Source organism: Bacillus sp. AG4(2022), from assembly GCF_031844465.1.
In the GTDB taxonomy this organism is placed as follows: domain Bacteria; phylum Bacillota; class Bacilli; order Bacillales; family Cytobacillaceae; genus Bacillus_AB; species Bacillus_AB infantis.
In genome coordinates, this window is the sequence record NZ_JAUZVH010000008.1 from 96,223 (window position 1) to 118,010 (window position 21,788).

General features: G+C 48.4%; 18 protein-coding genes. 3 read left to right on the forward strand and 15 right to left on the reverse strand.

Annotated features, from left to right (window positions below):
• The first annotated feature begins 105 nt into the window (after positions 1 to 105).
• Positions 106 to 2,148, forward strand: a complete 2,043-nt coding sequence (locus tag Q9R36_RS20400) for a molybdopterin-containing oxidoreductase family protein (RefSeq protein WP_253616461.1) — start codon at positions 106 to 108, stop codon at positions 2,146 to 2,148.
• Between the two features lie 47 nt (positions 2,149 to 2,195).
• Here the strand turns inward: Q9R36_RS20400 and Q9R36_RS20405 are convergent, their stop codons facing one another.
• From Q9R36_RS20405 to Q9R36_RS20430, 6 genes are all read right to left on the reverse strand, one after another.
• Positions 2,196 to 2,810 (reverse strand): acetate uptake transporter, encoded by a 615-nt coding sequence (locus Q9R36_RS20405; RefSeq protein ID WP_253616460.1) that lies wholly within the window; start codon positions 2,808 to 2,810, stop codon positions 2,196 to 2,198.
• 211 nt (positions 2,811 to 3,021) lie between these two features.
• Complete coding sequence (locus Q9R36_RS20410) at positions 3,022 to 3,906, reverse strand: helix-turn-helix domain-containing protein (RefSeq protein ID WP_170939552.1); 885 nt, start codon at positions 3,904 to 3,906, stop codon at positions 3,022 to 3,024.
• An 84-nt stretch (positions 3,907 to 3,990) separates the two neighbouring features.
• Complete coding sequence (locus Q9R36_RS20415; RefSeq protein ID WP_253616459.1) at positions 3,991 to 4,416, reverse strand: YhfM domain-containing protein; 426 nt, start codon at positions 4,414 to 4,416, stop codon at positions 3,991 to 3,993.
• 107 nt (positions 4,417 to 4,523) lie between these two features.
• Entirely contained in the window at positions 4,524 to 5,972 is a 1,449-nt protein-coding gene (locus tag Q9R36_RS20420; protein WP_253616458.1) for a phytoene desaturase family protein, read from the reverse strand.
• Between the two features lie 157 nt (positions 5,973 to 6,129).
• The gene (locus tag Q9R36_RS20425) at positions 6,130 to 6,522 is read right to left on the reverse strand and encodes a hypothetical protein (RefSeq protein ID WP_253616457.1); all 393 of its coding nucleotides are present in this window, start codon (positions 6,520 to 6,522) and stop codon (positions 6,130 to 6,132) included.
• Between the two features lie 360 nt (positions 6,523 to 6,882).
• A complete protein-coding gene (locus tag Q9R36_RS20430) occupies positions 6,883 to 8,148 on the reverse strand; it encodes a hypothetical protein (protein WP_253616456.1) in 1,266 nt (421 codons plus the stop codon).
• 329 nt (positions 8,149 to 8,477) lie between these two features.
• On the opposite strand from Q9R36_RS20430, the gene Q9R36_RS20435 reads away from it, so the two are divergent.
• Complete coding sequence (locus Q9R36_RS20435; protein WP_396137129.1) at positions 8,478 to 9,410, forward strand: glutathione S-transferase family protein; 933 nt, start codon at positions 8,478 to 8,480, stop codon at positions 9,408 to 9,410.
• A complete protein-coding gene (locus tag Q9R36_RS20440) occupies positions 9,407 to 9,919 on the forward strand; it encodes a GNAT family N-acetyltransferase (protein ID WP_253616454.1) in 513 nt (170 codons plus the stop codon). The genes Q9R36_RS20435 and Q9R36_RS20440 overlap by 4 nt, the downstream gene beginning before the upstream one ends.
• 144 nt (positions 9,920 to 10,063) lie before the next feature.
• Here the strand turns inward: Q9R36_RS20440 and Q9R36_RS20445 are convergent, their stop codons facing one another.
• The 9 genes from Q9R36_RS20445 to Q9R36_RS20485 all read right to left on the reverse strand — a co-directional run bounded on the left by Q9R36_RS20445 (position 10,064) and on the right by Q9R36_RS20485 (position 21,666).
• Complete coding sequence (locus Q9R36_RS20445; RefSeq protein WP_253616453.1) at positions 10,064 to 11,239, reverse strand: amidohydrolase; 1,176 nt, start codon at positions 11,237 to 11,239, stop codon at positions 10,064 to 10,066.
• Between the two features lies 1 nt (position 11,240).
• Positions 11,241 to 12,482 carry a Zn-dependent hydrolase gene (locus Q9R36_RS20450; protein WP_253616452.1) on the reverse strand — a complete coding sequence of 414 codons (1,242 nt, stop codon included), beginning with the start codon at positions 12,480 to 12,482 and terminating at the stop codon, positions 11,241 to 11,243.
• Positions 12,483 to 12,501: 19 nt separating this feature from the next.
• A complete protein-coding gene (locus Q9R36_RS20455; protein ID WP_129613451.1) occupies positions 12,502 to 13,713 on the reverse strand; it encodes a hypothetical protein in 1,212 nt (403 codons plus the stop codon).
• A gap of 550 nt (positions 13,714 to 14,263) precedes the next feature.
• Entirely contained in the window at positions 14,264 to 15,049 is a 786-nt protein-coding gene (locus tag Q9R36_RS20460; RefSeq protein ID WP_253616451.1) for an SDR family oxidoreductase, read from the reverse strand.
• Between the two features lie 210 nt (positions 15,050 to 15,259).
• Entirely contained in the window at positions 15,260 to 16,021 is a 762-nt protein-coding gene (locus Q9R36_RS20465) for a TerC family protein (protein ID WP_022543473.1), read from the reverse strand.
• A gap of 32 nt (positions 16,022 to 16,053) precedes the next feature.
• Positions 16,054 to 16,491: a MarR family winged helix-turn-helix transcriptional regulator gene (locus Q9R36_RS20470; RefSeq protein WP_248138404.1), complete on the reverse strand. Its 438-nt coding sequence runs from the start codon at positions 16,489 to 16,491 to the stop codon at positions 16,054 to 16,056.
• Positions 16,492 to 16,642: 151 nt separating this feature from the next.
• A complete protein-coding gene (locus tag Q9R36_RS20475; protein ID WP_253616450.1) occupies positions 16,643 to 19,009 on the reverse strand; it encodes a polyprenyl synthetase family protein in 2,367 nt (788 codons plus the stop codon).
• A gap of 268 nt (positions 19,010 to 19,277) precedes the next feature.
• On the reverse strand, positions 19,278 to 20,138 hold the full coding sequence (locus tag Q9R36_RS20480; protein ID WP_253616449.1) for an EamA family transporter: 861 nt from the start codon (positions 20,136 to 20,138) through the stop codon (positions 19,278 to 19,280).
• Positions 20,139 to 20,229: 91 nt separating this feature from the next.
• Positions 20,230 to 21,666, reverse strand: coding sequence for a glycoside hydrolase family 1 protein (locus Q9R36_RS20485; RefSeq protein ID WP_253616448.1), 1,437 nt, complete (start codon positions 21,664 to 21,666; stop codon positions 20,230 to 20,232).
• Positions 21,667 to 21,788 lie beyond the last annotated feature (122 nt).

Below are 21,788 nucleotides of genomic sequence, written 5' to 3' on the forward strand. Positions count from 1 at the left end.
CCCGCACCATTAAGCCTGTTCCAATCGGAGCAGGCTTTTTCTTATATTGCAGGAATTGTCCAACTCTTTTAAGATACTAATATACGAAATAAGAGAGGCGGTCAAATGATGTCAGCTGCAGATACAGAGAATGGAATATTCAAGAGCGTATGCCCGCTGGACTGCCCTGATCAGTGCGGGCTGCTGCTGCAGAAAGAGAATGGAAGAATTGTTAAAATTGCCGGGGATCCGGAGCATCCGGTCACAAAGGGGCATATTTGCCAGAAGGTGCGGCATAAGGCTGAACGGATTTACGATGAAAAGCGCCTGACACATCCTTTGCGAAGAATTGGCAAAAAAGGCGAAGGCAGATTTGAGAGAATAAGCTGGGATGAAGCCATTCGGGAAATTACCTCGCATTGGAAAGAACTTCTGCAAACTGCAGGACCCGAGAGCATCCTTCCTTACAGCTTCTATGGAAATATGGGAAGGCTGAATTCCGAGGGCATGGACCGGCGCTTCTTCAACCGGCTTGGCGCTTCAAAGCTGGATTATACAATATGCCAGGCGGCAGGCACCGTCGGCTACCGCTACACGATGGGCGGAAGCTTCGGCATTGATCCTGAGGATACGATCCATTCTAAGCTGATGATTTTTTGGGGCATCAATGCGGCAAGCACGAATATGCACCAGATCGCCCTGGCGCAAAAGGCGCGAAAGAACGGGGCAAAGCTGATCGTCATTGATGTCCACAAAAATCAGACAGGACGGGCTGCCGACTGGTTCATCCCCATCCTTCCAGGGACAGATGCAGCCCTTGCCCTTGGCATCATGCATATCCTGTTTGAGGAAAACATGGCGGATGAAGAATTCCTCAGGAACTGTACGGTTGGACATGAAGAGCTGAAAGCGCATTGTGCTGCCTATGATCCTGCTGCTGTTTCCGCTATCACCGGCGTCCCTGTGGATGATATTTATAAACTGGCAAGGATGTACGGGACCATTTCCCCTTCCTTCATCCGGATCGGCAATGGGATCCAGCACCATGACAATGGCGGCATGTGCATACGCACCATCTCCTGCCTCCCCGCGATCACAGGCCAATGGCTGAAAAAAGGCGGCGGAGCCATTAAAGGCAATGGCGGGTATCTGGCACTCAATAATTTCAAGCTGCAGCGCCCGGATCTTCGGAAGGAGAGCAGGGCCCGGACCATCAATATGAACCTTCTCGGCCAGGCGCTTCAAGAATCAGAGCACCCGATTCTGTCATTGTTCATCTACGGGACCAATCCTGCGGTTGTCGCTCCGGAAGCCAATCTGGTCAGGGGCGGCCTCAAGAGAGAAGATCTTTTCACGGTGGTCCATGATTTATTTTTAACCGAAACGGCCAAATATGCCGATATCGTGCTCCCAGCGACTTCCTCTTTTGAAAATACGGATTTGTACACCTCATACTGGCATCATTTTCTGCAGCTGCAGGAGCCGGTCATCAAACCTTATGGTGAATCAAAATCTAATGTGGAGGTTTTCCGGCTTTTGGCGGCAGGCATGGATTTTGAAGATGAGGCTTTTTCTGACACCGAGGCGGAAATGATCAGCCAGGCGCTCGATCATCCCGGAAATCCTGCACTGGATGGGGTCACTTACGAAACGCTGAAGGAGAATAGCTTTGTGAAGGGTAAGGTACAGCCTCTTTTCCCTGGTAAACTGCCAACGCCCAGCGGGAAAATTGAGCTGTATTCCGAGCAGATGGCAAAGGACGGCTATCCGCCGCTGCCTGTCTATACGCCGCTTGAAAAAGACAGCGAGCACCCGTTCCTCTTCGTCCCTGCGCCGAACCATAATTTCCTGAACTCCACTTTTTCCAATAATCAAAAGCATCAGGACCTGGAAAAAGAGCCGCAGCTGTTCATGAACAGTCAGGATGCACAGGAATTGGGGATTCTGGATGGGGACATGGTGAGAGTTTGGAATGACCGGGGCGAATGCATCCTGAAGGCGAATGCCGGGGATCGTGTGCTGCCGGGAGTCCTAGTGTCCCAAGGCCTCTGGGCAGATTCCCCCGGCAAAAAGCATCTTGTCAACGCACTCGTCCCTGACCGCATCGCCGACATGGGCGGAGGCGCCACCTTTTTTTCCGGACGTGTGAATGTGGAGAGATCTATATAAAAAAGGTGCCAGGCACGGGATTGCTCCCGATGCCTGGCACCCTCTTTTTATTTAAAAATCCCGAATGGCTTGCCGATTGGCAGCACGACTTTTCCAAAATGCGTATTCAGCACAATGGCCGCTGATCCATAAAAGGACAGAAGCGCAATGCACATTTCCGCAACAGCTGCCAGCATATGTGTCGCTTCATGCATAATGCCAAAGGTGCTCAGAGATAGACCGATAAACAGAAAATCGATGAACACGAAAATGAAAAACAGCACCTTATGGGTCTCCATAGCCCCTACCGTCATAAAGAGGCTGAAAATCAAATAGCCGACGAACGCGAACCCCAGCTGCTTCGGGTCTCCATCCAAGGCAAGGGCTTCTCCAAAGAAGCCAAGCTGGATCAGCCAGGTCATGCCGACACCGAACCAGAACAATCCAAAAGCCCCGAAGGCCGTTGTCCCGAAAATATTATTATGCTTCGAATCCTGAACCGAAGCGAAAAGCTGCGCCAATCCGCCAAGGAAAAACGCCCAGGGAAGGATATAAGATAATCCGTCTGTCAGGCCCAATTTCTGTGATGACGCCACAAACGTGACCATGGCAAGGCCGAATAAGCCCAACGCGGATGGATCTGCTGCTGTGATTTTAACTTGTTTGTGATTCTGAGTCTCCATACTTTCCTCCTAATAAAAAACATACTCGTGTACTTTATAGGATAAAAGTAAGAGTGTCAACAGCCTATTAATGGGAAGGGCTTTATTACGCTGGTCAGCCCCATAGGCCGCTGATAAAATTCCACAGAAAGCTGCCTGTCTGAAGCTTCAGCAATGTGATCCCAATTACAAGGCCGGCCCCAAGGATTATGCCTGCTTTTTTCCTCATTCTCTACTCCTCTTCAAAAGAGAGATTGACCGGTTCTTCGTGAAGATCTCTTGTAAAATCAATATTGGTTGTAGGGACGGAGGTGCTGACTTCCTCAAACTTCAATTCATCCACCCACACTTTTCCCCTGCCGGATAGTATGACGCCAAAGGCAATCACCGCACTATTTTCCGGCACATCGAGGACAATATCATAATAATTCCAGCCTGTACTTCCCTTGATCGGGCGATTGCCCATATTATCGAACTGCAGTACTTCATCGGAAGCATTATCTACTCTCATCCAAAAGCTGCAGAAGCCGTCCACATTATTTGATTTCAGGAAACCGGAAAACTTAAGCCGCTTCCCTCGATAGTTTTTTGCGTTGATTTCCTGCATCATGGTCGCAAATTCTCCTGGCGCTTCCACAGTCTGTGACTGCAGATACCCTGATGATTTTCCTTTGTGAAAAGTCTCATGATCAATTCCCATCTGGTAGTTGAACGGATGGCTTCCACTGAGCACCCATCCTTTTGGCTTCTGTTCTTTGTCCATGTTTTTTTCCTCCTTTTGCTCCGCCAGTTTCCCGATCAGCTTTCTGTATTTTCCCGGCGGCAAATGATAATATTTTTTGAATGATCTTGTGAAGGCTTCCTGTGATTCGAATTGAAAGTATAAAGCAATATCAAGGATTTTCTCATCTGTATAAAGCAGCATATGGGCACTGTTGGCAATCCTTCTGTAGCGGATGTACTCGGAAACCGTCACCCCGACTTCCTTCTGGAAAATCCGGTGGTAATGAAACTTAGAAAACCCGGCTGTCTGAGCGATATTGTCCAGCGACAGGTCCTCATGAAGGCTTGATTCAATATGCTCTATGCTTTTCTGGATGATGGAACTGTAGGCCACTGCTGGCACCTCCTTCCATATTTAAGATAACAAAAGCAGATGGCGGTTTTTTTGACCTATATTGCTAAGTTGAGCAAGCTGCCATTATTTTTTCTCTTGGAAGAGCAATTGCCTTAATTTCTCTGTATGTGAAGGAGAGGTGAGATAAACAGCATCATCCCCGATATACATGAAGGTGCTTCTCTCGTTTTCCCCGCCGAGCCACAGGTGGATCCCATGTGCCGGAAACTCCCCCTCCGGCTGATATTCCACCATCACGTCATATTCAGGATCTGAGATATCGGCCTTCCCAGGCCGCAGGACCGCAGATGTGATTGCATCCTCGAATCTGGTTAGACTTTCTTTGTCCTGAAAAGAATAGAGGATTTCTTCGTTCATCCCGCCGAATCCATCAGATTTTGAAACGTTCACTTCTGATATTGGCTCATCAAGCAGAACCATCTTCTCCGGTGCCTGGCACCCGGCTGAAAGAATGGCGAATAATATTAGCATAATGATAGATTGTTTCATGGTTGTCCTCCTCTGTTTTTCTCATTTTATACCAAAAAATGCGTGCCAGGCACCGCTCGTGGACATTTTTGGGGAAAGTGTCCATTTGCGGTGCCTGGCACGCAGGGTTAATGTTCTTTTATAATGGCCCTCGCGGCATTGCGGCCGCTTAGCGCTGCTGATAGTGTACCCGGTCCTGGGAAGACCTGCTCTCCTGCTAAATAGAATCCGGGCAAGGAAGTCCGGAAGCTTTTTGGCTTGAGGATGCTGTTCCGGATGGTCAGGGGAAATCCGCCGACCTCCGATTTACCTACAAACTTTTGATACGTTAAAGGGGTTCCAGCTTCAGCCTTTTGCAAGCGGGTTTTAATTGGTGTGATTTTATCCACTTCATGGAGCAGCCTGCCTGCCAGTTGATCTTTCCGCCGCCTGTATTCTTCTTTTCCAAATGAAGCCCATATGGTGCTGTCGGTATGAACAGAAATCGTCAATATCATTTCGTCCTCAATTGTAAGCCCGCTTGCGTCCCTCGATTCCTGCAGAGTTGCATAGATGGGGCCGTGAAACTCTTCCTGCTCCCCTTGCGGCATGATTTGATAGGCGAAAGGCAGTTTTCTTTGGTCCTTTCCTGACACAATGCTGTCAACACGAAAAGCTCCCCACGAAAACTCATCACCTTCACTATGGCTTGTCCCTTTTCCAAAGGAAATGCCGCTGTTATTGATAATAAGGTCAAATGCTCCGCTGCATTTCCTGCTTTCTGCCTTCCACTTTCTTTCACTTTTGCAGTACTCAACCTTCTTAACTGGAGAAACAAGCTCCACCCTTCCGCCAAGTTCCACTATCCTCTCTGCTAAAGAAGAACTGATCTGCCCCAGCCCTTTTTCAATGGCAAAGCTTCCATTCCTATAAATGGTCAGGGCCAGGCTTGAAGGCAGCAAAGCAGACTCAGAAGCATCTGTCTGCGCGGCATCCAGCAGCTGGGCATCCAAGAACTGCCTGAACGGGAGATAATGTTCGAGCTTATGCTTCTTTAAGAGATCTTCTACTGTTGAAACCGCATAGCGGGCGAGCCCTAACATGGAAAAAGGACGCCGGAGGGCAAGGTTTGGGAAGCTTCCTAGATCATAAAGTTTTTTTATCGGAAGAGATATCCCTGAAGCGGAAACAGCCTGTACCATTTCCCCGATTTTGTGAAGCTCTCTCCAGAACCGCAAAACATCCTCTGGGTGCTCAAAGAATACGCGCTGGAGCTCTTCCTCCCAGTATTCTGTGCGTTGGAAAATGGAAATTTTCCGATCGGGCAATATAACATCCATAGGATGGGACAGACATTCTGCCGGGAGGTGTACCCCTGCTTCATTTAGCAGCTCTCTCAGCAGTCCTCCTTCTTCCAGTCCGAATGCGACAGTTGCACCGGTCGGGAACATCCGTCCTTTTCGTATATAAAAGCCAGCCGATCCGCCAACGGTTGATGCCTTTTCCAGGACAGTCACATTGAAACCGGCATTGGCCAGAAGGGCACCGGCTGTCAAACCCCCGATCCCGGCGCCGATTATACAAACTGACTTTTCCATTTCACCGCCTCCATTCCTGCTGTACGCGCTACATGTTTACCCCATTATAAGCAATATTGGCGGCGATATTGAAATTCTAATATGGTGTCTATTACGGTGTCAGGCACCGCTCGTGGACAAATTCAGAAGAAGTGTCCATTTCCGGTGCCTGTCACGGTCAGGAATCTATCTCTTTTACATATATGGCTGCATTGGTTTTGATGGTACGGCAGCCCTCCAGATCTGCTTCTTTTAGCAGGCCAAGGTCCATGGCTGATTTAATTTTACCTTCATCCGGCTTTTTTTGGATCAGTTCATGGAGATTTAACTCTTCAAGCCTTTTTACGGTTAGTTCCTGCTCAAATTTCTCTGCTTTCCTGATCTGCCGCTGGAGTTTGAAGGTGCTCACTGTGATTTCGCCCTTTTCATTTTGTCCGACTGATTGATCAAAATGTAGGTTGAACATCTTTTTCAGCGACTCAAGCTCCTCTTCCGCAGCTTTCTTTGTCTTGCTCAATTCCACATAGCGCGCAAGGATTTCCTTTGTAACAATGCCATTCGCATTTACCAAATTCTCGCCCCATTTCTAAGATGATAGTTCATCTTATTAAGGCGAGGGCGGCATTATGCATGTCCCTTGAAAACGTATGTTCCTGGTGAAGTCAGTGCCTGGCACTGCCCGTGGACAGAATGGGGGAAAGTGTCTTTTTGAGGTGTCAGGCACGGGCGATGCTTGTGAATTCCAATAAATGTATTTTATGCAGAATCACGCTGATTTTAGGTAGAATAACAGGAAAATTTGGTAGGATAATAACAATTTTAGGTAGAATAACAGAAATTTTTTGTAGAATCACTTGCCCCTGCAAAGTATTTAATGAAAAAATGCCCCTCTGATATCTATCAGAAGGGCATTTCCGGCGCAAATTCTACTTTAAATATCATCCAGCAGGACGATTTCGCCTGTCTCAGCATCTACTGCATGCCGGCAGTCCAATTTTCCGCATAAAACATACTTTTCTTTCTCAACATCATAGACATACACCGGTTTTAAGAAAAAGTATGATTTTAATTTTTCAAAGGCTTCGTCCTTATCGACCGTTTTCTCCCCTGGTACCTGGTATCCGTCGAACATGTCGAGCATCATCTTGTTGTCGATATAATTTCTCGGCTCATAACTATGGGCATCAATCACAACCGTCAGCTTTCGCTTAAAAACACTAAAATCGTGCCCGGATTTCCTCAATACCGCATCAATGCACCCTCGGCTCCGGCGAAGTGTTTTCAAAGTCCACTGGCCGGACTCGCCAGGATATTCGCGGCTGAGCACCTGCCTGACAGCATCCGTACATTTATCAGTCTCTTCCTCCCTGATCGGGCAGGACTCTATATGAGGTTCTCCGCTGAATGCCTGGTCTGCTCCAATGTCTTCGGATTCTATGATAGGCTTTCGTTCAAAAGGAACGTCTGAAGGCTTGTCCCAATCTATTACCTGATCGACCATAAGCTTTGGCTCCATCCCTATCGGGTCAAATTCAATCGTTTTCATCCTGTCATTCTTGATGAAGACTTCCTCAATCGCAAATAGGGAAAACCACTTTTCTTTTTCCTGGTTTGGGAATTGAGCGAATATCAGTTGCTCTCTAAGAAGATCTTCATCTATGTCTTCAAGCGAGAGAGCATATTTCTCTTCCTGTACCTGACCTGCCTCTGGAAAAATTCCATATGAAGAAAAAGTAATCAGCCTTCCTTCCTCATCTGTTTCCAGCTCTATATAACCACCAGGATAGATAGCGGTGTCATTGACAGCCGCTGAAAAATGAAGCCTTCTGCCCTGTTCCCTCGTCAGCATGAATTGCTGCCCATAGCTCAGGCCAGTTTCTTTCTCAATCCAATCAATCATACTGCCCCGGTCACCGGGCATGAATTTAACCCCGTCGGCCGATGTCTTCCCGCCCGCAAATATCGCTTTCCTCGTCCTGCCGCTCGGGATGTGCACTTCTATGACAGCCGTGCCCTCCGGATTGCTGTCATCACCCTCTGCAGCTGCACCAATAGGAAACCATTCCATACAGAGAGTATAGTCCGTCTTGTTCTGAAAAGGCGAGTCTTGATAGAACCCGGTTCTTCCGAGATCATATTCTGCCAGCCCGAACTTTTCAAAAACTGAATCTGCAAATTTCTTTATTCTTTGATCCATAGCAGCCTCCTTGTTTCATCCTAATTTCTTTACGAAAGAAACTGTAATTTGGTTTCAAAGAATGTGGCAGTGCCTGGCACCGTCAGTGGACAAATATGGGGTAAGTGTCCATTTGCGGTGCCAGGCACCGCTGAAAATTGACTGAAAATTGCCCTTATACTAAACTGGTAGCAGATTGAGATATTTAACTGCTTAACTACTTTTTAAATAAGAAAGGATGCTGTACATTGCCACAATCATCTCAAGGTTCAAATTGTGAATTGCCTTCAAGCAATAAACCAAAGGAGATTTCATCTGACGGCTCTTTCAAGCGCCAGACGAACAGGTTTATGACTCCTTTTGGCGAGGGGGCGGATAAGCTGCCTGCCGAAGCGGGGCGCTACCGCCTTTTATGGTCGGCCGCCTGCCCATGGGCGCACCGTTCGGTTATTGTCCGGAGTGTGCTTGGCTTGGAAGACAGCATCAGCCTTGGCACCGCCAGCCCGATGCGGCCCCGCCTTCAGCATGTTGACTGGGAATTCTCACTTGATGAAGGAAACCGCGATCCTGTCCTCGGCATTCAATATATGAGCGAAGTTTATAAAAACGCAGACCCTGATTATGACGGCAGGCCGACGGTGCCGGTCATGGTTGATATAAAAGAAAAAAAGGCCGTCAACAACGACTATTTTAAGCTCACAAACTATCTTGAGACAGAATGGGCCTCTTTGCATAAAGAAGATGCACCTGACCTTTATCCGGAAGCATTGAGAGCTGAAATCGACGAACTGAATGAAAGCATCTTTCATGATGTAAATAATGGCGTCTACAAATGCGGCTTCGCCCATTCGCAGGAAGCTTATGAAGAGGCATATGAAAAGCTGTTCAGCCGCCTTGACGAACTTGAAGTGAGACTTTCCAGCCGGCGCTTCCTGTTCGGCGACTATATCACCGATTCGGATGTGAGGCTGTACACGACCCTTGCCCGGTTTGATGCTGCCTATTACACGGCGTTCAACACTAACCGGAATCTGATCCGCGAGTATACGCATCTATGGGGCTACGCCCGCGATCTCTACCAGACACCGGGCTTCGGGGACACAACAGATTTTGATGCAATTAAGCAGCACTATCATTTGTCCATCACCATCTCAACTGACAAAACAGAGCCGGCTATCCTGCCAAAGGGCCCTGAAGTTTCAGTTTGGAACACAGAGCATGGACGAGAAAAGCTCAGCGGTAAGAAAGAGAAGTTTTTGAAAAAAGGAGAAGATGGCAGATGAGCGGCGTAATCATCCGCAATGCGGACAAGGACATGGCAGAGAGCATCCGCGGGCAGCGGGTTTCCGCCTATTCGGCCCATACCGGCAGCATTCCAGGGCCGCATTGGGAAGCATTGAAAAAAGCGATATCCTCTGATGCCGACCAGCAGCCGGGCGTAGAGCTGATCATTGCCGAGGAGGATGGAAAGCTCGCCGGCAGCGTCGCCCTTTTTCCGGCCAGGACTGATGCCTATGAAGGTTATGTGGAGGAACTGGATTACCCGGAAATCCGGATGCTTGCCGTTGCTCCTGAGTTTCAGGGCAAGGGCATTGCGAAAGCTCTCATCTCTGAATGCATCCGCCGCGCAAAGGAACAGGGGTTCCATAAAATCGGCCTGCACACAGGCGATTTTATGAAAAACGCGATGAAACTTTACGAAGGCTTTGGATTTAAAAGGCTGCCGCAGTATGATTTTGAGCCGGCTGGTGATGGGATTATTGTGAGGGCTTATGTTTTAGAAATAGAGTAAAAAACGGGGGAAGGTGTACTTCCCCCGTTTTCCTTTTCATAGCTCAGACGCATACTGATTAAGCTGAGTTGGCAAAAAAAGTGCCAGGCACCGCCCATGGACACTTTTACCCAATCTGTCCATCTGCGGTGCCAGGCACCCACACTAATCATTCAGATACACCCATGCATACTGCGCATAAAGCTCTGCGCCTGTTGTGAGTGCGTCTTCGTCTATGTTGAAACGTCCGTGGTGGTGAGCCCATTCGGTATCTTTATCAGGATTGCCGCTGCCGACGAGTGCGAAGCTTCCTGGTGCGTGTGCGAGGTAGATGCTGAAGTCCTCGCCGCCCATTGTCGGCTTTTCATGATAGATCGCTTCTTTCCCGAAAGCTTCTTCCGCGATCTTCTGCACCAATCCTGCACTGTGTTCCTCATTGATGACAGCATCCGTGCCGCGGATATATTCCACCTTGGCTTCTGCCCCGTAGACAGAGGCGGTCTGCTCTGCAAATTGCTTCAGCAGCATTTCCACATGATCCAGCGTTTCCGCATCAAAGCAGCGGACCGTTCCTTCAATCTCGGCATTTTCCGCAATGACGTTGAAGCGGGTGCCGGCTGACATCTTGCCGACTGTCAGGACGGCCGGGCTTTGCGGATCGATGGCCCGTGATACGACTGCCTGGACATTCATGACAAAGGAAGATGCGACAACAGCGGCATCAATGCATTCGTGCGGCATGGCACCGTGTCCGCCCCGTCCTTTGAACTTGATTCTGAATATATCGCCGGAAGCAAATGACGGGCCAGGAGTGCAAGAGATTTTATGCGTCGGCATCTGGGACCAGATATGGATGCCGAACACATTGTCGACCCCTTCCATCGCTCCCTGCTTCACCATCTCCTTCGCCCCTTCGGCAATTTCCTCAGCCGGCTGGAAAATCAGGCGGACGGTGCCTGGCAGCTCGCCTTTGATCTCCACAAGGGCCTTCGCAGCGGCAAGCAGCATGCTTGTATGGGCATCATGTCCGCAGGCATGCATTTTTCCGGGAGAGCTTGACACATAAGGCAAATTGTTATTCAGCTCATCAACAGGAAGGGCATCCATATCTGCCCTCAAGGCCACCCGTTTTCCGGGTTTGCCGCCGGTGATTTCAGCCAACACCCCGGTTGGGTTCATCCTCCTGAAGGGAATGCCGAGTTTTTCAAGAGAGGTAACCACAAACTCTGTTGTTTTCTCTTCCTCCCACGGAAGCTCCGGTTCGCTGTGAAGCTTCCTCCGGATGCTGACCAGCTCTTCTCTGCCAGCCTGAATAGAGGCTTTGATTGCAGGGTGGAGCATCTTACTCAGCCTCCGTCAGCTTCTTTGCTGCTTCATAGAAAATTTCGACGGCTTTCGCAATATCCTTGGAATCTGACCATTCTTCAGGACAATGGCTCAGGCCGTTCCTGCTTGGAATGAACAGCATGCCTACGTCCGTGAAATCGGAAAGGACCATTGCGTCATGCCCGGCTCCGCTGTTGATCGGGCAGTATTGAATATTCAATTCAGCGCTTTTTTCTTTAAATAGCGTCAGGATTTCCTCGTTCATTGCTTTAGGCTTCATATACAGCGGCTGTTCGACGGAGGTCTGAATTCCGCCGCCATCGTAGGAGCCGATTCGTTCTTTCACTTTTTCAACCATATTCAGTACATGCTCTTCCTTGCCTGAGCGGATATCCACTGAGAACACCACTTTATCCGGGATGACGTTGGCTCCATTAGGAAAAACATTCAGGCGGCCGACGGTCAGAACGCTCCCTTCCCCTTCTGCTTCAGCCAGTCCCGAAAGCCCGGCAATGATGGCAGCCGCCGCAGCGAGTGCATCTGAGCGGCGGTCCATCGGAGTCGTCCCGGCATGGCCTGCCTGCCCCTTCACAGTTACTTCCAGCTGGGTCAGACCGACAATCGCTTCTACCACACCGATCGGGATACCTTTTTCCTCGAGTATTGGCCCTTGTTCGATATGCAGCTCCAGGAACGCTTTAATCGTTTTCGGGTCCCTCTGCTTTGGAAGAGAAGGATCAAGCCCGATTTTCTCCATTGCGTCCTTCGCCAGCACGCCATCCCGGTCTGCCAGCTTGAAAAATTCTGTCTCGGACATCAGCCCGGTGATACCTCTCGACCCCATGAGACCGCCTCCAAAGCGGGAGCCTTCCTCTTCCACCATTGCGATGACTTCCAGCGGGTACTTCGGCTTCACATTATTCTCTGCAAACAGCGCAGCCACTTCAAGACCTGCCACAACGCCTGCCGGTCCGTCATAGGAGCCGCCATTCGGAACAGAATCGAAATGTGAGCCAATCAGCACGCTTGGTGCATCCTCCAGGGTTCCTTCGAGCTTTCCAAAAATATTTCCAAGGCCGTCCTCAGTGACTTCCAATCCGATTTCTTTCATTTTTCCCTTAATATAATTGCGGGCCTGAAGGTCTTCCGGACTGTAGGTGAGCCGTGTTGTACCCTTTCCAGGCGTAGCCGTAAAATGACTCAGCGCTTCTATATGCTTCTCTATTCTGGCAGCAAGCTGCTCTTTTACTAGACTCATGTTCTAATCCTTCCTTTCTTTATAAGAGGCTGACAAAGAACCCTGCGAGGACAACGGAAACGATGGTGACGGTGATGAAGCCGCCGACGAGCATTGGCGGAAGCATATGGCTAGTCAGCATCTCCCTTTCTTCCTCATCTTCGGTCAGTGATTTAATCACTTCGTTCGTGATTATATAATCTGCCGGGAATCCGTATAAAGCTGTCAATGATACGGCGAAGGCCATATTTTTGCTGACGCCGAGAATTTTTCCGGCAATAAAGGAGAAGATGTACATCCCGATGACGCCAAGCACAATAGTGCCGACCAGCGGCCCGATGATCTGCAGCATCATGGACGGTGTTGCCTGCTTCAGACCATCAAAGATAAAGAGCATCAAGGCCATAATTGCGAAACCGAAGGCATTGGCCTTTTGGAGGACCTGCTTTTCCAGGAAGCCTAAGCTTGTGGCGATTACGCCAAACAGCAGGCAGATGACAAACGGGCTCACACTGACAACCGGCGCCAGCCAGGCGGAAACCTGGTAGGCCAGGAAAGCAACGACCGAAAGGCGCAGCAGCTTGAAGAAATCAGTATTGTATTTTTCCGGCATACTCCTGAACAGCTTGAGCTCCGGCGCGGCTGGAGCCTCAGCCGCCGCTGCCATTTCCGCTTTGGCAGGCTGCTGTTCCTTCGGTGCTGCACCGCCATTCTTGCGATAGGCTTCCAGCAGGTTCTTTCCTTCTTTTTTCAAAACAAAGGATGTAATCGGATAGCCTGCAAACCCCTGCATCACATAGATGACAATGGCGAACACGGACAGTGAAGCAAGCCCCGCTTCCTTTGCACCCTCTGACATGATCAAGGCAGAGACTACACCTCCGACCAACGGCGGAATTGCCACAACAATCGTCTGATAGCCGAAGATAAATGTTCCGACTGCGAAGAGTATGGCGATGATGCCAAGGATGCCGGAAATAGCAATAACAATCGTTTTCCATTGATCCTTCAGTTCCTTGACCGATAAGAGCGTACCCATATTTGTAATCAGCAGATACATCATTAGTGTCGCAACAACCGGCGGCACACCTGCCAGCGCGACGATATCCTGCGGAAAAAATGTCCAATATCCCGCAAGGAATAATACTGCACACACAAAGATGGAAGGCACCCATGCCTTCGTACGGACTGCCACAAAATCTCCGATGAATAAAATTAAAACAAGAATAACAACTGCCAACATTTGGGACATAGGAAACTCCCTCCTTTTCTGAATTTATTATTTCGGTGAGCGAAAAATTATTAATATTAGTATAATAATACAGCAAAATTAGTCAGTCAATTTAAATTATTTTAAATATTTAAGTAACCGTTTACATTTTTATGTATGGCCGTTTTAAAGTGATGAAGTAAGAAATTCTGCTTGAAGGCTTGGTGCTAGTTAGTGAGTTTTTAATGTAAAAAAATGCCGGTCCGATTGGCTTCGGACCGGCATTTATCAATCATTTGCGAAGAAAATCATTCGATTCCACATAAGTTTCCTAGTATTCTACATAAAACAAGTTTTTCAGTTATTCTACATAAAATCGGCCTAATTCTACAAAAAATACATTCCCTGTAATGACCGTGCCTGACACTCCATATGGACACTACAACCTATTCTGTCCACGGCCGGTGCCTGGCATGACATCTTCACAATACCATTGCATTCGACCATTTCCGGGGAAATATGCCTGCAGACTTCAAATAGTGACAAAAAAAGTGCCAGTACCTGCCGCAGCAGGTGCCTGGCACCCCTTATCCTATATCTCCATCTCCCAGCGCTCCTGCTGGGTTTTCTTCAATTGTTCTTCAGTTTCCTGCGGATGGACCGTACGGAATTTATGATGGTCCGCCGGGATGATTTCAATCATTTTTTCAATCATGTCCTCTGGATCGAATTGATGCTTCAGCCCTTCCTGCTGCTTGAGCATATCTTCTTTCCTGGTAAAATTCTTGTCTTCATCGTACCATTTCCATATTTCCTCGGCGCTGCGGTCATTAAACCCGGTGTTGTAGGCGCCTGGATTGATTGTGGCAACTTTTACGCCAAATTCCTCGAGCTCGCTCTTCAATGTCTGTGCAATTCCTTCAATAGCATGCTTAGTAGCGGTGTAAGGTCCGACATAAGGAGTTGCGGAAATGCCTGCCATCGAGCTCAAGAAAATGATTTTGCCGCTGCCTTTTTTGACGAATTTCCGGGCAGCGATTTGAACAGTCTCCAAAGTGGAAAACACATTCACTTCAAATAAAGCCCTGAAGCGGTCCATCGGCACTTCACCGAGCGGTCCGCCTTCATTGATGGCCGCATTGGCCACAAAAATATCAAAGTCGTATTCCTCTATCTGAGACCGGTCTCGCTCATTGGTGATATCCAGCTTGAATACCTCCATATCGAGTCCAAGATCGCGTGCTTCCCTGAGAAGATCTGTCTTTTGCGGTGTAATTTCTGTTGTCGCGATGATTTTATGCCCCTTTTTGGCAAGGCCGATGGCAGCCCCTCTTCCAAGTCCGCTGCCTGCACCGGTAATGAAAATGGTTTTGCTCATAATCTGATTCCTCCTATTATTTGCTCTACCATTCTCTCTTCCCATCAGGGGCTGTTCTAAACACAGGAATAGGCGGAGGTCTATTCTTTCACCTGCTGCCAGATTAGCCAATGGCTGTGAATAGCCAAATTGTGAAACCTTCATTCCATTTTTCCCAATACAAAAAACGCCCGGCTAAAAGCTGGATTCCAGCTTTGCCGGGCGTTTTAATCAGTGTGAGAATTTCTCTGTCCTGTTTTTGCGGATAGCGTGGATGATAAAGGTAACAATGAACGCAAGGATCATCACGCCGATGAAAATTTCATTCGGTATATGGATTTCGACCAGTGTCAGTCCCATTTTAACCGCAATGAAAGTAATCAGTGCATAAGCGGTCGTTTCCAGCTCAGGCACTTTGTTCATCAGGCTGATGAAGAAGGTTGCAACACCCCTCATCAGCAGGATGCCGATCATGCCGCCGAGCAGGATGACCCAGACTTCCTCTGATACAGCCAGGGCGGTCAGGATGCTGTCGACTGAGAACGCCAAGTCCATGAGCTCGACACTGATGACGGTTGCCCAGAAGAGCCCGAATGTCGTAACAAGCCAGCCTTTTGGCTTGCGGGCCTCATCCTCTTCGCCTTCCTCTTTGTTTTTCAGCTTGTCCATAAAGAACTTAACGGACAGCCATAGCAGATACAAGGCACCGATCAATTTGATGAACCATAACTTGATTAGGAACGTACCGAGACCGATGAAGATGAATCGGAACAGATAAGCTCCCCACAGTCCGAAAATGAGGGCTTTCTTCTGCTGATCTTTAGGCAGCGGCTTGACGAAAGCCGACAGGACCAGTGCATTATCGGCTGATAGTATACATTCAAGGACCGCCAGCGATAAAATCATCCCCCATGCTTTTGATGAGGTCAGCATCTCCGCCCACATATGCCAATCAAACATTGAAGCGTACGTTGATAATATTTCCTGCCACATTCTTCATATCTCCTTTGATGTCTTGAGCTTATTTATTTCATTCTTTCCAGCAGTTCATTCAGCTTTTTAAGGCCTTCAATAATGTCAGTAAGCGACTCATCGGATTCGTCTTTTATGGAAAAAGAAATCCTCTCTATCAGTGCTGCATTTATTTCTTCAACTGTTTGAGCACCCTTATCGGTAAGGGCTACCTTGACGACGCGCTCATCATTCGGATCCCGGAACCGCCTCAGGAATTCCAGCTTTTCGAGTTTTTTGCACATGGTTGAAATATTGGTGCCAGCCATGTTCAGACGGGATGCAAGGCTGCCGATTGTATGGGAACCATGCTGCTGAACTTCGACCAGTATCCGGATCTGAAGGCTTGTAAGTCCATATTGCTCACAAATGGAAGTGATAATCACATTTGTATTTTCGCTGATTTTCCGTGTATAGTTCCACAGCATATTTTTAAAATCCATAACAACCATGATAGTCCTCCGTTAAGTATGTTTTATATTATATATAATCTATATATATTATAGATCATAATGATAAAATTGGCAAGTATTGAAAGAAAATGATAGTGTACTCGCTAAAAATAGAAGAAGGCCGCTTTACAGCAGCCGTACGCAATCTATTTTATTTTTCACGATGGACCATATAATCCAGCAGATATCCCAAAAAGGCAAACTCCCCCCGCAGCTCCTGAAGCAATTCAGCTGCCGAACAATAATGCTCCCACATCGACCTTTTGGCGCCATCCTTCCCAAGTGCCGATACATATGTTTCCTTCTTGTTTCTGCTGTCCGTTCCTACCGGCTTGCCGAGCAGCATCGGATCTCCCTCCACGTCGAGCAGGTCATCCCGTATCTGAAATGCGATCCCGGCATGCCGGGCAAATTTTTTCAGGACATCAATTTCATCCTGCTCTGCTCCTGCAAGGATGGCCGGCATGATGATGGACGCCTCAAAGGCAATGCCTGTTTTATAAAAACAAAGAGCATCCAGCTCCCCTGCCGTCAATGCTTTTCCTTTCGCCTCAAGGTCCATCGCCTGCCCGCGGCACATTTCAGCGGTTGAACGGGCGGTATAGCGGATCAGTTCCAGTACCGCATCCGGCGTGGAAGAGGTGAGCGATGCCTGATCCTCCATAGCTTTTTGCGTCAAATAAAGACCGGAAAGCTCAGCTGCTGCCGTGCCATATACCTCATGGACAGCAGCCTTCCCCCTTCTGCTCGGGGCATTATCCTGGGCCGGAAGATCATCGAAAATCAGAGAAGCTGTGTGCATGTATTCCAAGGACCGGAGAAGCGGCATCAAAGCAGTTTCCTCCATACCGTATGCCTCAACGCCCACAAACCAGGCAATGACAGGCCGCAGCCTTTTTCCCCCGGCTGCCAGGCTGTAATTGGCCGCCTCCCGGACAGGCTCCCCCATCAGCAGATCTTTATCCTCAATCGGAAGCACGTTATTAATCCTTTTCTGCACTTCCTCCACTTTATACCGGAAATCCTCCTGCCCCAGCCGCTCCTTTTGCAGGCTGTCAAGCATATGGTCCCTCAGCAGCTTATCGAAAAAGTCGACATCAGCGGCCTTTGCTGCCATCTGCTGAATCAGCCGGCTGAACTCCGGGCTTCCGGGTGCAAACAGCTCCATGACTTCCCTGTATTTTTCTTTTCCGAGCCTCTCCTTGCTTCGCTTTAAACCATTGATGGCCCGGTCCAAAATTACTTCCCTCGCTTTTGGATTGGAACCGTAGACATCATGGATCAGGTGGATAATAACGGTCCAATACACCTCAAACGGATTCAGCAGGTCATGCCGCGCCCTGTGGTGGGTGAGGTAGTATGTATAAGGGGTGACCGCCCCATCCTCCAGGTCAGCGAACAGATCTGCAAAATCATCGGCAAGCTGGTTGTAGATTCCATAATAAAAGGTCCGGCTGTCAAAGCCGTCATCCTTTCCGCTGTTCAGCACAGAACGGACAATCAGGCGCGACGAGGACGACTTCAGGATAACGGGAATATACAATTCTTCATTTGTGTATGATGAATCATTCAGATCCTTCTGCCGGTCCACCTCCTGGGACTGGAAAAAGACATAAGCCTGTTCAAGGAAGCTGGCCAGCGTCTCAGGCGTCTGCTGGGCTTTTATATAATGGAAGGCTTCCCGCAGCTCATTATGTACATAGGTGATAAAAGGCAGAATATCACGCTGCCACCTGCCAAGCGGCGGGATGCTACCTGTTGTCAGGGTAGTGCGGATCAGCTCAGAAAACTGTTTTTTCTCCTCTTCAGACAGTACCCGGCTGTCCAGCAGATCATCTATGAAAGGATAAGTCAGTCCATAAGAATAGCCAAGCCTGATAGCCCGATCCAATCTTCTTTTCCGCTCCCCTGCCTCTATCCCTTCTTTCATAGCTTCATTTTCATGCATCAGTACACCTGCAATGATCTTAATCAGCTTCCGCTGGGCATGGGCAGCATCCATGCCTTCAGGGATATTCCGTGCAGTCTGCTGCAATTTTTCCATCAGCCAGATGACAGCTGATTGGATGCCCTCTTTCTCAGCCCATCTGTACAGCCCGGCCATGCCGAAATTCCCTGCTTCCTGCTGCTTCGGTGCCGTGAGACGCTCCTTCAGGCTCTCCACTGCCCTTCCGATGCTTTCCTTCGTATCCCGGTCATCAAGGGATTTCCCCAAATCCCTCATATATAAATAAGAAATGCTCCGGTCCAGATAATCATCCAGCTTGCCCCTGTATTCCAGCCACTTGATATAAGAATGATAAGCTTTGGAATCAGGCTTTCTGTTTTTCCGTGAAAAAAACGGCAAAAAAGACGATGTCTGCCGATGATTCTTTTTCCATGAATGAAAGTCTCTTTCCAGAACAGGGATAAAGCTTTTTTCTGATGCCTGCGCAAATAGAGTCTGAAAATAGGCAGCGGCCTTCTTCTCCGCCTCCCGGTAGCAGGCTTCAGGGTTTATTAAGGTTTCTTTTATCATCTGGACACTACCTTTGCATTTTGGTCTGTTTTATATGTATGCATGTTTACGGGCAATCATTAATGAGGCCATCCTCCTATATCATTCTTTTAACATAGCATGTTTGGGGGCTTTTGCGGGGATAGAAAGGAAAAAAATCCCCTGACAGATAACGCAGAGGATTGCTGGTTGTATCTATTGGTTTTTCTGCATGAAAGAGTTAGCAGGGATATGGATGCCGTCAGCAAGGATGTTGCATGATCCGTCCCAAAAGAAAGACGGGCTTCGATCAGAAAACAAGACAAACCGTCCCCAAAGTGATGATTGCCCCGCCCACAATAGTATGCTTTCTCGCTTTTTCTTTTAAAATAACGAAGCTCAAAATCATAGTGATCACCACACTGAATTTGTCAATCGGAGCCACAACGGAGACCTTGCCAATCGCGAGCGCCCCGAAGTAGCAGAGCCAGGACAGCCCTGTTGCCGCTCCCGAAAGGATGAGAAACAGATAGCCTTTGGAGGAGATAGTTTTCATTTCCCGGTATGTCTTCTGGTAAAAAACAATGGCCCATGCAAACAGGAGAATGACGATGGTCCTCAGAAAGGTAGCGACATTGGAATCTACCCCCTCCATTCCGATTTTGGCCAGGATCGAGGTCAGGGCAGCAAAAACAGCGCCCAATATCGCGTACACAATATAGCTTTGTGATCCGGTGAATCTCTTTTTGTCTTCATTTTTGCCGATCAGCACGAAGGTGCCGATGGTGATGAGGGCACCTCCGGCCAGGATTTGGGGCGCTGCGGGCTCGCCAAGCAGCAAAATGGAGAGGATGATCGTCAGGACGATGCTGGACTTATCAATCGGCACGACCTTGGAAACCTCGCCGATTCCCAGCGCTTTGAAGAAAAACAGCCAGGACAGCCCTGTGGCGAAGCCTGATAAAATAATGAAAAGCATGGCTTTCGGCTGTATCGCAGCGATTGTGCCGAACTTGCCTGTGATCAGGACCATGAGGAAAGCGAGGATCAGGACAACGATCGTCCTGACGGCAGTTGCCAGGTTGGTGTTTACATTTTCCATCCCGATTTTCGCCAGGATATTGGTCATTGAGGCGAAAAGAGCGGCCAATAATGCGAGGATAATACTCATTGTGACATCTCCCTTGAATAGGATGCCTGCCCAAATAAAAAGGCTGCCGGTTACAGCAGCCTTAGACTGGGTACATCCGGGTTCTTGTACCCTATAGTGTACGCCCGTTTGTCCCGATTACATCCTTATACCAATAAAAAGATTTCTTTCTGCTTCTCTCCATGGTGCCGGTTCCGTCATCTTGCTTGTCCACATAGATGAATCCATAGCGCTTTGAGAATTCACCCGTCGACATGCTGACCATGTCGATGCAGCCCCAGCTTGTATAGCCCATCAAATCAACTCCGTCTTCAATGGCCTCCCCCATCGCTTCAATATGGCCGCGGAGGTAATCGATCCGGTAATCATCATTGATTGTGCCGTCTTCCTCAGGTTCATCATAGGCACCCAGACCGTTTTCAACTACGAAAAGCGGCTTCTGGTAGCGGTCATGCAGCAGGTTCAAACTGATCCGCAGCCCTTCTGGATCAATCTCCCAGCCCCAGTCGCTCCTCTTCAGGAACGGATTGCGGACGCCTCCGATCAGATTGCCCTGTGAAGCTTCATCATCTGACTTCTCCTTCTTCTCGGTGCGGGACATATAATAGCTGAAGCCGATATAATCGACAGTCCCTTCGCTGATAATATCCAGGTCTCCTTCTTCCATTTCAAGCTGGATACCATGATCTTTAAAGTATCTGTCCATATAGGAAGGATATGCTCCCCTGACCTGCACATCTGCACAAAAATAGTTGAAGAGCTGTTCTTCCCTTAAGCTGTGCATAACGTTGGCCGGATTGCTGTCATAAGAATACACAGGGGCAAACAGGATCATGCATCCGATCCTGGATTCAGGGCTGATTTCCCGGCACAGCTTCACTGCAAGAGCGCTGGCGACAAATTGATGGTGATACGCCTGGAATGTGGCTTGATAACGGTCTTTTTCTTCTTGGATGGAAAAGCCCAGCCCCTGAATCGGCATGACAAGGCCGCTGTTGATTTCATTAAAGGTCATCCAATACCTTACTTTATCCTTATAACGGGTTAAAACTGTCCTTGTATATTTTTCAAAAAAAGAAACGGCCTTCCGGCTTCTCCAGCCGCCATATTCCTTCACCAGATGAAGCGGCATTTCATAGTGGGAGAGTGTTACGACCGGCTCAATGCCATGCTTATGAAGCTCATTAAAGACACGGTCATAGAATGCCAATCCCTCTTCATTTGCTTCAGCTTCATCCCCGTTCGGAAAAATCCGCGTCCACGCAATCGACATCCGGAAAGCCTTGAAGCCCATTTCCGCGAACAAAGCGATATCCTCCTGATAGCGATGGTAAAAATCAATCGCTTCATGGTTGGGATAATAGTAATCGTCAGGATGGATCTCAAAGTCAAAGCCCGGCCTTGTTAAAATGTCATAGCGCCCTTTTCCGCCGGGAAGGACGTCTGCTATATTCAGTCCCTTGCCTCCTTGATTATAGGCGCCTTCTATTTGGTTGGCTGCCGTCGCGCCTCCCCATAAAAAACCTTCTGGAAAACGGTATTCTTTCATGATGTTGCCTCCTCTGGCTGATCCTATTTTACTTTTAGCTTATTCTTCTCTTAATAAGCCTTGTACTAAGTATCTTAACGCTGAATCTCAAGAAGAGTAAATGAAGACTGCCCATTCAGTTC

Bases quoted from the DNA above. Each gene is read 5' to 3' on its own strand.
- Q9R36_RS20400 (WP_253616461.1), top strand. From the start codon at position 106: ATGATGTCAGCTGCAGATACAGAGAATGGAATATTCAAGAGCGTATGC.
- Q9R36_RS20405 (WP_253616460.1), bottom strand. From the start codon at position 2,810: ATGGAGACTCAGAATCACAAACAAGTTAAAATCACAGCAGCAGATCCA.
- Q9R36_RS20415 (WP_253616459.1), bottom strand. From the start codon at position 4,416: ATGAAACAATCTATCATTATGCTAATATTATTCGCCATTCTTTCAGCC.
- Q9R36_RS20420 (WP_253616458.1), bottom strand. From the start codon at position 5,972: ATGGAAAAGTCAGTTTGTATAATCGGCGCCGGGATCGGGGGTTTGACA.
- Q9R36_RS20430 (WP_253616456.1), bottom strand. From the start codon at position 8,148: ATGGATCAAAGAATAAAGAAATTTGCAGATTCAGTTTTTGAAAAGTTC.
- Q9R36_RS20435 (WP_396137129.1), top strand. From the start codon at position 8,478: ATGACTCCTTTTGGCGAGGGGGCGGATAAGCTGCCTGCCGAAGCGGGG.
- Q9R36_RS20440 (WP_253616454.1), top strand. From the start codon at position 9,407: ATGAGCGGCGTAATCATCCGCAATGCGGACAAGGACATGGCAGAGAGC.
- Q9R36_RS20445 (WP_253616453.1), bottom strand. From the start codon at position 11,239: ATGCTCCACCCTGCAATCAAAGCCTCTATTCAGGCTGGCAGAGAAGAG.
- Q9R36_RS20450 (WP_253616452.1), bottom strand. From the start codon at position 12,482: ATGAGTCTAGTAAAAGAGCAGCTTGCTGCCAGAATAGAGAAGCATATA.
- Q9R36_RS20455 (WP_129613451.1), bottom strand. From the start codon at position 13,713: ATGTCCCAAATGTTGGCAGTTGTTATTCTTGTTTTAATTTTATTCATC.
- Q9R36_RS20460 (WP_253616451.1), bottom strand. From the start codon at position 15,049: ATGAGCAAAACCATTTTCATTACCGGTGCAGGCAGCGGACTTGGAAGA.
- Q9R36_RS20465 (WP_022543473.1), bottom strand. From the start codon at position 16,021: ATGTGGCAGGAAATATTATCAACGTACGCTTCAATGTTTGATTGGCAT.
- Q9R36_RS20470 (WP_248138404.1), bottom strand. From the start codon at position 16,491: ATGGTTGTTATGGATTTTAAAAATATGCTGTGGAACTATACACGGAAA.
- Q9R36_RS20475 (WP_253616450.1), bottom strand. From the start codon at position 19,009: ATGATAAAAGAAACCTTAATAAACCCTGAAGCCTGCTACCGGGAGGCG.
- Q9R36_RS20480 (WP_253616449.1), bottom strand. From the start codon at position 20,138: ATGAGTATTATCCTCGCATTATTGGCCGCTCTTTTCGCCTCAATGACC.
- Q9R36_RS20485 (WP_253616448.1), bottom strand. From the start codon at position 21,666: ATGAAAGAATACCGTTTTCCAGAAGGTTTTTTATGGGGAGGCGCGACG.